Origin of the sequence: Thorsellia kenyensis (assembly GCF_042432445.1) — a bacterium.
Lineage (GTDB): Bacteria > Pseudomonadota > Gammaproteobacteria > Enterobacterales > Thorselliaceae > Thorsellia > Thorsellia kenyensis.
On sequence record NZ_JBHLXE010000016.1, the window covers coordinates 1 to 12506 of the forward strand.

At 33.0% G+C, this 12506-nt stretch carries 10 protein-coding genes; 2 read left to right on the top strand and 8 right to left on the bottom strand.

Features of this window, described 5'->3' with window-relative positions:
• Window positions 1-112: 112 nt before the first annotated feature.
• From cas2e to cas3, 8 genes are read right to left on the bottom strand one after another with little or no spacing between them, the layout of a single operon-like run.
• Window positions 113-412, bottom strand: coding sequence for a type I-E CRISPR-associated endoribonuclease Cas2e (gene cas2e, locus ACFFIT_RS01450; protein WP_385875717.1), 300 nt, complete (start codon window positions 410-412; stop codon window positions 113-115).
• Window positions 413-1330 (bottom strand): type I-E CRISPR-associated endonuclease Cas1e, encoded by a 918-nt coding sequence (cas1e, locus tag ACFFIT_RS01455; RefSeq protein WP_385875719.1) that lies wholly within the window; start codon window positions 1328-1330, stop codon window positions 413-415.
• Window positions 1331-1344: 14 nt separating this feature from the next.
• A complete protein-coding gene (cas6e, locus tag ACFFIT_RS01460; RefSeq protein ID WP_385875721.1) occupies window positions 1345-2013 on the bottom strand; it encodes a type I-E CRISPR-associated protein Cas6/Cse3/CasE in 669 nt (222 codons plus the stop codon).
• Window positions 2014-2015: 2 nt separating this feature from the next.
• The gene (gene cas5e, locus ACFFIT_RS01465) at window positions 2016-2762 is read right to left on the bottom strand and encodes a type I-E CRISPR-associated protein Cas5/CasD (RefSeq protein WP_385875723.1); all 747 of its coding nucleotides are present in this window, start codon (window positions 2760-2762) and stop codon (window positions 2016-2018) included.
• A 15-nt stretch (window positions 2763-2777) separates the two neighbouring features.
• Window positions 2778-3812, bottom strand: a complete 1035-nt coding sequence (cas7e, locus tag ACFFIT_RS01470; RefSeq protein WP_385875724.1) for a type I-E CRISPR-associated protein Cas7/Cse4/CasC — start codon at window positions 3810-3812, stop codon at window positions 2778-2780.
• Between the two features lie 34 nt (window positions 3813-3846).
• Window positions 3847-4368: a type I-E CRISPR-associated protein Cse2/CasB gene (gene casB, locus ACFFIT_RS01475; protein ID WP_385875726.1), complete on the bottom strand. Its 522-nt coding sequence runs from the start codon at window positions 4366-4368 to the stop codon at window positions 3847-3849.
• Complete coding sequence (casA, locus tag ACFFIT_RS01480; RefSeq protein ID WP_385875728.1) at window positions 4355-6004, bottom strand: type I-E CRISPR-associated protein Cse1/CasA; 1650 nt, start codon at window positions 6002-6004, stop codon at window positions 4355-4357. Before casA ends, casB begins: the two co-directional genes overlap by 14 nt.
• Window positions 6001-8664 (bottom strand): CRISPR-associated helicase Cas3', encoded by a 2664-nt coding sequence (cas3, locus tag ACFFIT_RS01485; protein ID WP_385875729.1) that lies wholly within the window; start codon window positions 8662-8664, stop codon window positions 6001-6003. The genes casA and cas3 overlap by 4 nt, the downstream gene beginning before the upstream one ends.
• A 1756-nt stretch (window positions 8665-10420) precedes the next feature.
• On the opposite strand from cas3, the gene ACFFIT_RS01490 reads away from it, so the two are divergent.
• On the top strand, window positions 10421-11074 hold the full coding sequence (locus ACFFIT_RS01490; protein ID WP_385875731.1) for a potassium channel family protein: 654 nt from the start codon (window positions 10421-10423) through the stop codon (window positions 11072-11074).
• A 53-nt stretch (window positions 11075-11127) separates the two neighbouring features.
• The gene (locus tag ACFFIT_RS01495; protein ID WP_385875733.1) at window positions 11128-12498 is read left to right on the top strand and encodes a TrkH family potassium uptake protein; all 1371 of its coding nucleotides are present in this window, start codon (window positions 11128-11130) and stop codon (window positions 12496-12498) included.
• Window positions 12499-12506: the final 8 nt, after the last annotated feature.

Genomic DNA, 12506 nt, shown 5'->3' on the forward strand with positions numbered 1-12506 from the left:
AAGAACTAACAGGCATAACCAGAGAAAAAATTATCGTGGGGTATGCACTTATGTCTTGAATTCACCCTATGCAAATTCTACCGATTATTTTTATTTTTTTAAAGAGCTAAAATTAAATTTTCAAATCTAACAAAGGTGAAAATTTAACTAGTTTTATACCATCCATTTCAAATGGAAACCGCTTATTCTTACCGTAGGTAACAAAATCAAACCCGGACTCAGTATTAGTTGACCAACATAATACTACATTACCATCTTCGGCAAGTTCAGTGATTTGCTCCCAAATCATATCTCTTATCCTTGCACTTACATCTCCTACATAGACTCCTGCTCGAATCTCTAATAACCATATAGCTAATCTCCCTCTTAATCTTGGTGGAACTGATTCTGTTACAACAACACACATAGACATTTATTTACTCCTATGACCCTCATCACCTATTTTTTTAGCATTAGGAATTGCAGGCGGTTGTGAATCTTTATAAGCTTCAGGTAAGGCGATTTCACCAGCACTAAGAACTTGCTCTATTAAATTAAATAATTTATTTACTATTTTTTCGTTTCTAAAAACCTCCCTACAATAGACCCTAACTTCTTTTTCAACATTAACAGGATTTTTAGACGCTATGCTAAATGCAGCAGGGACAACTGTGTCAAATTTAATTATATCAGCAATATCATAAACAAAACTTAATGGTTTCCCTGTATGCAAAAAACCTATTGCAGGGGCATAACCTGAAGCCAAAATTGCCGCTTCAGTTATTCCATATAAACATGAATTAGCCGCACTAATAGCTCGATTGATAATATCAGCTCCACCCCAATTATCACGATCATAATTTCTACCATTCCATTTAATTCCGTGCTTAGAGGCCATTTCGGCATATAAAACTCTCACCCTGTTTCCTTCTAATCCTCTTAGCTGTTCAATACTTCTTTTTTTAGGTGCTGATTCACCAAATCTAATTTCAAACATCTTCTGAACCACTTTTAATCTTAGCTGTTCATCTAAAGCGAGTTTAGCTTGGTATAAAAGCTTATCAGCTCTTGCGCCTCCTGGTTGACCCGCAGAATAAAATCTTACTCCGCCCTCACCAATCCATGTAACTAGAGTACCCACTTGGGCACATAATTTGATTGCAGCGTGCGAAATTCTAGTACCTGGTTCCAACATTAAGCATGATACTGAACCAATGGGTATGAGCATTCGCTCACCAGTATCATCTATTACCACAAATGCACCATCCTTCACATCTATACGGCCCATCGCAATAAATATCATTGAAACTCTATCTTTTAACGGTATCGGTTTTAAAGGAATAAAAGCCATTTTTCAACTCTTTCTCAAAGACGCTTAATCAAAAAAAGCCCACATCCAAATGCTTTTGCACGCCCAACTCCATTTTTAAGAGTAGAATTAAACTTTTCAACATCTGTAACCACTAAGACGCCTTCAAAATCAACCACTCCATAACTCAAGGTTTGTTTTTTACTTTCTTTAAAAATTGTTTCTTTTTGATAGGACAAAACCACAGGAGATATATCAAATCTAATTCCCCATGCTTGTGTTCTAATTTCGTTAGTTATCCATTCAATCGCCGATTGAGTAATTAAATCAAAATCAGCCACTTTATCCAACTTATCACTATTTCTAAGCTTTGTTTTTGCATGCATTACTACATCATGTCGTTTTCCATTGATTTTGATTGTAGGGTTTACCCTCAACCTAAACGATAATTTATCTCCTACATTAAGTTTAGGTTCATATTCTTTGGTCTCTAAAATAAACTGATTACCATTAGAAACAGGCAATTCTTCTGACTGCACATAAAACTCTATTAAACCTGCTAATGGGCCTCTTTTTACTAGTTCTTTTCTAAATAAAAATTGTCTTTCTTCATTATGAGAAAATAACTTCCAAAGTAGTTGGTGAGAATGATAACTTACCCCAGAACCTAAATGTTCAGCTAATTTTTTTAAATTTGGATTAATTCTAACTCTTGATAAAAACATATCTAGTCCTCTAAATAAAGTACATGCTCGGCACGTTTTTTAAACTGCCAACGTAATTTGTCTATTGGATCATCCCATCTAGAAATGGTTTGAACTTTTTCCAGTTGACTTCCATCAGCCAATAAAAGTGATCGTTCTCCTTCCCATGCATAAGTAACTAAGTTATTTTTTTTAAATACACGATCTTCAAAATAACTAAACATCGATAAAGGAGAAAATTTATAATCCAATGCTTCTTTTAGTGTCTTATCCTTTATTATCATAGGTGTAACTGGGAGTGCTAGCGGGCAAGATTTGCGACCTAGACTCAGAGAAAACTTAGGCTTTAGGAAGGCTGTTTGAATTGTTTCTAATGAAATTTCAGGTTCCTTTGTTAACCATAACGCTACAATCCAAAGCCCATCAGAGCGATAATCTCTGATGGATAAAATGGTATTTAGAGCGTGGTTTTTACCCGTCAATTCATCTTTTCTAGTTTTTATCGGTCCTTTTTTGTTACTAGATGGAACTTGAGTGGTATGAAAGTCCCTTAATAATTCTCCTTGATTAATTGTTTTCACTGCAAACATTAAACTCGAAGCTAATTTTTGCATATTAACAGAATCATCCCTTTTATAACCAAGAGCAGCAGCAACAAGCCCAATTATTGCTGATTTAGTTGGTCTTAATTCGCTATGCCTCACACCACCAATGGCAGCTTGCCCCCAAGCTGCCATTGGTCCATACAATCTAAATATGAGATATGACATATTTATAATCCTTATTTATTTTTTAATGAATTCAATAAATTCTGAAAAATTTCCTTGAGAAGTAACTGTATTTAACATATATCTTTCGTCAGAACATTTTCCATATACTTCATCAAATGAATTAAGTTGTTGTAAAAGTATATTTATTGAATCTGTCAAATAGTCATCGGAATTAATTGATTTTAAAAATGCGACAGATAATGAGCGTGGTTGTTGCGCACCTTTTTCAGCCAAGACGAAAGAAGCATATGATCTAGATGCATAGGAATTTTGCTTACCTTTTGGAGAAATTTTAACTGCTGCCTCAACGAGAGCTGCAATTGCTTTATTAGCGAGCTCAGTATTGTTGGCTAAATTTTCTATTAATAACTCTTTATCGATACAAATATAGGTATAAAATAAAGCTGAAGCAAACGCACTTTCTCCTAGATGCCCAGCGCCTGAATCGTCAATACCCACATTCAAATCATCTACTGCCGTAAAGAAATCATCTTCAATCAGTGTTGAATGCACACTAAAAGCATGGGCTACTTGACATGCAGCTTCAATATTATGTTCTGGTTTATTTGCTAGCATTCTACCGAATAGTGCCATATCAATTGCAATATTTTCATGTCTCAATAATTTTAACTCTTCCTCAGAGGGAGCTCGTTTTTCGGTACAAATAATATCAGCTAGGCTATCAATCGCTAGTTTTTCAAATGGACTAATGTGTACTATCTGTTCAATATCAACGCTTTTACTTTGCAACTTTCCAAACACTGAAGCTATTAAAGAAGCATATTCAAATGCTTCTTTAGTGCCGATACCCGCGGATAAAAATTTATTTTGTAATTCTGAGCCTATTTTTCTAGTTCGAATACCAATATGCTCACCTAACGATTCTTGAAATAAATCCGATACACGCCAAGAACGCTTCAAGCTTTGCGAACTAATTCGAATTCTTTCAGTATTACCGATTCTGACGGTTTTAGGCCTGCCTAAATCATCTCGATTTAAATTAGAAGCTGGGTAAGATGTTAATAAATGTAGCTGAATAAATTTTGTCATATAAGATTCCTTATGAATAATTAAATATTTTATGTTATTGATAATAGTCTAATGCCCATTTAACAGATAACTGTTGGGATGGAGGTATAGCTTGAGGATATTTTTTTTCTTTGAACCATTGCTGAATATCACTCATTAATGTTTTAGGGCATGCTGTACCATCTAAAAGTTTTATTGCTCTAATCATTCGAATTAAAAACTCATCTTTCTCTAATACTTTTTGTAGTTGATTAAATCTTAATTCACTCATCTTAGCTTTTTCAGAACCATTTTGCTTTACTCCCAATGACTTGGCTATAGATTCTGGTACTACTGTTTTTGTTTTAATATGTGCAAATAAACATACTATTACAGCCCAGACTTCTAAGTCTGGATTTTCTACTTCAGATAAAACCTCATTTCTAAATTGATGAAATGAGCTAGTTAACATCACCGATAACAATGAATCACACCGCTTTAGTTCTGCTTTAAATGATTTAGGTAAAAAAGGTTCTTTATGATGATGCAACCTTTCCCACCAGCTTATAATCTTTTGATTAAATTCATTTTTTTCCATGTGTATTCTCCATATTTACCGCCTCTTTTTTATCAAAAAAATACATTTTTTTAAAACTCGAAAGCTCTTTATTTTTATAACCATTTAAATAGGCATCTAATGCTTTACGGTTTTGTACCATTTCTTTTATTTTAGAAACCATACCTAATTGAATATTATCGATAGTTAAAGAATCGAATATTTCTAACGCAATATTTTTTAAGTTATATACGAACTCTCTAGCATTTTTATCTGTTAAAGTTACCAGTTCTTGTTCTTCTTCCCACTTAATTTTTTGAACTGTCTGAAAAAACAATAATTCAGTTTTTTGATAGAAAGTTGCATTGATAGCCGAGTTGTCTATTTTATTTTTCTCAGCACTTCCTTTTAGAGCTAATTTTAGATACTCCCTCAACCCTTTTAACGTTGTTGTAGATACGTCAATAATATTTTGAATAACATCTACTTGTTGATTTCTAAGATCAATTGGGAGGTAAAATATGGGGAATTCAGTTGAATACCAGCAACGAGCTTTCATGTTATCCATATCAAATCCAAACGCCCAAAGTTTAGGAGCGCTTTGTTCCTGTTTTTCTAAATAACTGAACCTTTCATCCCCGAATGCTTGTATAACTTTTGCTGGATGTGATCCATATGTCTGGCGATTAAACAATAAAGATTGCCACTGTTGATAGGTAATTCCTCCAGGTTGTCCCTTCACAGATAAATTATCTTCCTCTGGTTTTTGTGGATTTGTACGATAAGGTGTCAAAGGATGCCACCAGGACCCTGAATAATTATGACCATAATTAATAGTTCGATAATTAAACACTCCTTGAGTTATTCGTTTGCCTGATATATCACAGACAGAATTACATTTTTCTAAGGAAAGTCTAATACGTCTTGGCATTGCCCAATACATATGTAATGGATGAATGTTAAAGTCTTTATTAATTGGGTAAATTTCACTACCTGGCTCTTTACTACTTCTAGTAGGTATAAGCCATGGGAATACTTCACCTGTAGTGAAATCAGGTTTATCATATGACCACTCATCTAAACTCAAAACATTTAACCATAAAGTTTGCCATAAACTACGGTGTTGATCGTTAGTCTTAAGAATTGTGGTTAATGGCCCGCCTCCCCTTAAACCTGTACGATGCCCTTGCCCACCTGATGGAGCATTTATTTGTAGGGTAAATAAACTTAAAGCTGCCATTTCAGGACTCATTACATTACAAAATCCACGTTTAATAAAATGATCTGTATTTTGTTTTAATGTATTTTCTCCTGGTGCTTCAATTAAGAGACTAGCTACTGGTGTATTATTTTTTACTGAAGACAAATCATCATAATCTTGCATAAATAGTGGGCCTTTACCAAATAAATTAAAGGCATGAGCAATCTGATCAGTCAATAAGTTTAATTCTTCTCTTGACATTGGATTTAAATATTTATCTTCCCAGTCATATAGATCTTTTGGTGCGGCTATTGTTTGTAGTACGTAAATTGCAAATTGATACATGGCACCTAAAAAATCTGATCTGGGCGCTAGAAAATCAACAATTTCAGGATCAGAAATTAAATCAAACGTGATTGATCTTTCCAATCCATTTTTATACTTAACAACAAGAAATTCATCTTTCAACAAGTTCATTGTTTTTTCTCCTTAACATAAAATCCGACCTCACTTTCATAGCCATAATTTTCATCCTCCTCGTGGCACCATATCTGAACAAATTTTGTGGCTGAGTACTTTTTTACAAATATCTGTTGGTCAATATCTGTAGGTTGCAACAAGTTTTTTGCATATTTATTTGAATCAACTTTAATTACACTATATTCATAGTGAAGGAGTGAATCATGATAAAAGACTAGCTCACCATTAATTCTTTTACAAACAATCACCTGTCTAACATCTCTTTCAGAATACCTAGTTGAAGCTTCAAGAGTGTCATTTAACCAATTTCCGCTATCCACACTTCGTTTAGAATACCCTTCTGCCCATTTTAAGCTGACGTTATGTGCTAAATTAATTTTATGGATATCTTTACTTTGCACTAAGATATCTTTATTTTGTAAGTTTATCGGGATGTTTACATCATCGCCATAAACTGATTCAATTAATAATCTTGCGTCTTTAGGCATCCTAATAGCAGCCAGTTCAATAAGTATTTTCATAGTCAACCAAATACGAGCTGGCGATTGATAAACCGCTTCAGTCCCAAGAAAATCTTTACTTAACCAATTTTCACTTGGATTTTGATCCCATATAGGACTATGAATATAAACAATTGGAGAGGGCCTTTTATCAACAAAATCATTATTTACTTTTCCATTCTCATCTCGAATGTGTCTATGTAATCGTCCAACTCTTTGAATTAAATGATCCATAGGGCAGATATCAGAAATCAGTAAATCTGTATCGACATCTAAACTCTCTTGAAAAACTTGGGTAGCAATAATTACAGTGTGTTGTCTCAAACTATTATCAGAAGCCTTACCAAGATAGCGATGAATTAATTCTTCTTTTAATTGTCTGTCTGACAAAGTAAATCTGCTATGAAATAAGATTACTTTATCTTGCATATTCACTAATTTTTTAATTTTATGATAGGCTTGAATTGATTCATCCACAGTATTCCTTATCCATACAATGCAACACCCTTCATTAGCCTTTTTAATTACAAAATTACAGCATTCATCGATATCATGAAGGAATTGAACGCCTATTTCACGTGAATTATTTGAGTTGCTTTTTAAGGATTCAGAAATCGTACCTACCCCATTTACAACGGTAGCTAAGGGAAACTGATTGCAAATGTCATTTGTAATTTGCACACCAATTAAGCGCTCCCAATGATTAATTAAATTTAATTTCTGTTTTTTAGATAAGGTAGCTGTTAGCAATACCATACTTCCGCCATAAGAAGCATGGATTGTCATTAAATTTTTCAATAAATCATCAACATAAGTATCTGCAGTATGTATCTCATCTAAAATGAGTACCTTACCAAAAAGTCCTAACAGCCTTAACGATTGATGTTTTTGAGGTAACGTCGCTAATAACGCCTGATCAATCGTTCCCACACCTACCTGAGCTAATAGAATTTTTTTTCTTGAATCACTAAACCAACGATGGCATGTTGACAAAATAGACTCTTCATTAGAATGGTAGTCGTTATGGTCAAAATTAATAGATGAAATAAAGGTTTTATTCAAACTATTAGCACTATGAGCCAAAGTGATACTAGAATTTTCAGTAGGGTAGCTTAGCGAATTAGAAAAATATTTAATCACTCTTTCATACATTGCATTCGTAGTGGCTTGCGTTGGTAAACCAAAGAAAAAACCTTGAGAGTCGTTTAAATTTAATAATCTATGCATAATTGTCAAGGCTGCTTCAGTTTTTCCTGAACCCGTTGTATCTTCTAGAATAAATAATTGAGGTGTCTCAACTAGTTTGACGCGTTCAGCCCAAGATTGAAGATCTGTAGGCCTAAATCCAAATGTTTTTTCAAAAGAAATAAATTCCTGAGCCTGTAATCGCTTCATCAAACCTATTTCCCTTATTGCAGTTAAAGCCTGCGATTGCGTTAATTCCCAATATTTTTTAAGAGATATTAATTTATCAAGATAGCTGAAATACTCTGTATTGGAACCTAGCCAGTCGCTTAAAACAGCTACACCTGCAACTATCCAGCTAATTTGTTTTGTTTTATTTGCAAGTTCTTTATCTCTAACAAACCAATCATCTGGGAACTCTGGCGATAATAGTTCGAATACACGATCAATGAATTTATTTACATCGACAAAATTCTGTTCATTAACATACTTTTTAGCATTTAGAAGCGCTTGACCTGAAACCTCAACAGGCAATCCATGATGGCCAAATACAGCATTAAATAAAGGTTTAACAATCTGCCTTAATCCTCTTACATCAACATTACTTTTAGAATGCCAAAATGAGATTTTTTCAAGAATGTTTTCAAAAAACAAAAAAGCTAAAGCATCATGCTTTAAATCCATTGGATTATAATCGAATGCTTTTTTGAATCCGCCTGCTAAGTAAGGGTCAAAACGAGCTAATCTTTGAAATGCATCGGTAAATTTCCCTAAATCATGTAGTGCAACAAAAAAAGTAATAATTACGCGAGTCTGTTTAGTGGTTAATCCCAGAAAATTAGCTAAATCCTTGCAGAGTTTCTCATTTGGATTTAGTAACTGCCATGCAACTGCAGCTACATCTAAAGAATGATACACAAGCAGATGAAAATTCTCAGTTTTACTGTTTATTTTACCCCAATACTTTTCCATAATGCACCTTTAATAAGAAAATACTCTTTTTTTAATAATTATTAAAAGCAATAATAGCTAATTTCCGTTCAAATTAAAAGCAGTTTGTTTAAGAAAGTTTCAATATTTAACTTTTTTATTTCTTGTGTTTTTCTTATCCATTGATTTATAATAAAAAGATAATTTCCGGAATTTCCCTTGTATATTAGGGCTGAACCCAAAATACTCTTATTTTGGCGTTTTTTCCTCACATTGTGGGGAGCGTAAGACAGCGTACATAGATTTTATCTGATTAAAAAAAGAATTTGTGAAAAGTGGACAATTTATACTTTTGAGAAACGAAACATAAAATCATTTGTTTTATTATTTAGTATTAAAGAGATTAGAAAAGGCAGTCAACCTAATTTATACAAAGTAATAGAAAAAAACTTCAAGAATTATGGAATAGTGAAAAATCCGAAAAAAATACTTCTATTCAGAATAACCGTTGTCATTGACGAAGAGAACAAAGGAATGCCTATGTTATTGATGCGAAGAAAAATAAATAACAAAATATAAGTGGCCAAATATTAAACATTTACAGTAAATGCTAGATGTAGAAGCCTAATAGCAAAGAAAACAGGCACTTTTGCAACTTCGTATTATCTATGTAATGAAAATCTTACTGCACGTGAATCCTTGCAATCTACTAGAGGACATTGGTTCGTAGATACTCACTTCCTTGGCGTTTATGTCTGGCCATGAAAGAGGATTCATCAGAGGAGCATGATAGGATAAATACCCAAAATTTATCAATAGTTAAACACTTCGCTTTCAATTTAATGAGTACTGCAGAATACAAAAGAGAAAAAGGAAGTTTCAAATCCTAGCAAAACAAGAAGGTGTAAAAATGATTTAAGTTTCAAACATAAAATTATTTTAACTATGCATTTGATTTAATAATAAAAAAATTTGCTAACCTTCTAGCATTACCAAGCATCGCCTGTTGATTTCAATTAAGTTTATACAACCATTACCCCAACTACTAAGATAGCTTTATTCCTTTCAATTCACTACCTATTGTCTTTCTGTAATTTTCCCATCTCATCCATTTAAAACCAATGTAATTTTATAAAGTGCTCAATTGAGACACCCTGTTGTTTTGACATATTCACTTTTGCTGAACTATTCATTACTAACAAATTTTCCATTATTGATTTGAGTTAAAAATAGGGGTATTACATTTGAATTTCTGTATAAATTTTAAATTCGCACATTTAATCATCATTTGCGATTTCAAAACAAACAAAATACATACAAAACACCAGCGTTTCGGTATAAATTGTCACCACTCTTTCAGTGTGGTGACAATTTATAAACTTATGCAAAGCTCTCTGAAAATATAGTTATTTTATTCCAACAAGGAAATTAAATTTATACTCCATATTTCAAAAACAATAACTTTTCCAATTGTAAATTAAATACCCCTCAATATTTGACTCGCTAACACTAATACCATTTTACCTTGTTCTTCAGCTCTATTCTGTTAGACTACCGAATAAAAGCTTTTAGACATAAAAAATTACATTTAACAAACTTAATTTTTGATTAATTGGGAAATTAAACTCTTTTTTATTGTCGTGTAACCCATAATATAGTACTTGTATTATGTCGCTGTTTTATTTAAAACTAGCATCTATGAAGTCAGCAGCTTGATTAACTACTCAACTTTTAAATATAACTATTTGGTGACTGGCAAGATGTTTAAAATACTAAAAACATTTTTTAAAGGTGAAAAATGAAACAATTTACTATTATTGGATTGGGGAGATTTGGGCTTGCTCTAGCAACAAATCTTGTGTCGTTAGGCCATAATGTGATAGGGATTGATAGCAATCAAAAAATTGTAGATAAATGTGCTGATCTGATGACTTTGGTGGTGAACTGTGATGCAACAGACAAAGGATGTTTAGCTGAATTAAACATACAAGAAAGTGATGCCGTCATTGTCTCAATAGGATCAGATATACAAGCAAGTTTACTCACTATTTTTGCCCTAAAAGAACTCAATACTCCAACTATTTGGGTAAAGTCTAACAGCAAAGAACACCATACTATTGTTTCAAAATTAGGTGTATCAAAAATTATTCACCCTGAGGAAGATATTGCACAACACGTATCTATTTCTTTGAACTATCCAATGATTGAAGATTTTATCTCTATGGGTGATGGGGTTTATAGTGTTTCTATTAAAATTAAAGAAAAATTTAACCACGTTAAAATTTCAGATTTGATAACAAAACATTTCAATGAAATTCATCCTTTACTAGTTAAACGAAATGAAGAAATATTCGCTCCTGTCTCACCTGATTTTGTCCTGCATTTTGGTGATACCTTTCTTTTAACTGCTGAACATGAAAAATTAATTGCTATTGCTAATCTATTTTCATAGAGCTTGTTCATTTTAATATTTTATAGTGTTTTATTTATTTCTGGATGTTCTAAATGACAACAAATTACCATGAACTTAATAAAGGATTATCCCACAAAAATAATCTTCGTAAGTTAATGATTAACTTAGCTCCTCCGTATGTCCTGCTGTTTTGTGTCATCTTATTAATTGCTTTAGGGACAGCTGCGCTTTTAATGCCTTTTTCAACCACCGAACCTATCACTTTTTTGCAAAGTTTATTTACAGCGACCTCAGCTGTGACTGTTACTGGATTGGGTGTTGTAGACACTGGGACCCAATTTACTCCTCTTGGACAGGCTATAATTACTTTGTTGATTCAATTTGGTGGTATTGGTTTAATGACTTTTGCAGTAGTGACTATTATAGCTCTAGGCGGTAAACTCAGCTTTTTGAAACAAAGCATAGCCAAAGAAGCTCTCGGTCAAACTAATACTAAAACACTGTATACGACAGCCAAAGCGGTCATACTATTTTCGATCACAGCTGAATGTATTGGAATCATCATTCTTTCTAGCTATTGGTTACCAGAATATGGGATAAGTGAAAGTCTATTTAAGTCCTTTTTTTATGTCGTCAGTGCTTTTAATAATGCAGGGTTTGCTCTTGAACCAGATAATCTAATGAAATATGTAGAAGATCCTGTAGTAAACTTAGTGATTTCTTTACTCATAATTTCAGGAGGGCTCGGTTTCTCTGTATGGATTGATATTAAAAATAATAGAACATGGACTAAATTATCAATTTACAGCAAGCTAATGATTTTAAGCACACTAGTGATAAATCTTTCAGCCTTTCTTGCTTTTTTTATGCTAGAGAAATCAAACGAAGGAACTTTAGCCAATTTATCAAATACAGGCAAACTTTTAGCATCATGGTTTCAAGCTGTATCCCCAAGAACTGCAGGATTTAATACCATCGATTATAGTAAAGTTACAGACTCAACGACCCTATTAACCATTTTACTTATGTTCATTGGTGGGGGCTCTTTAAGTACTGCGGGGGGGATTAAAGTAGTCACATTTGTTGTTATAATTCTTGCATCTATTAACTATATAAGAAGAAACAATCGACTCACATTATACAAAAGAGAAATTGCACCAACTCTAATACACAAAGCCTTTAGTATGGCTGTTTTCACTATCCTACTGATTTGGTTCAGTACGTTTATTTTAACCTTATCTGAAAATGCTCATATATTAGATTTGGTTTTTGAGGTGATCTCTGCGCTAAGTACTGTAGGCCTTTCTCGAGGATTAACAAGTAATTTATCGAATCTAGGACTTATACTCATTATCATCTTGATGATTATAGGTAGAATTGGACCTCTTACCTTTGTTTATTTATTTGCTACACCTAAGGAATCAAAACTCAAATTTGCTGAGACTAAAATTCCTATAGGTTAAGTCTGACT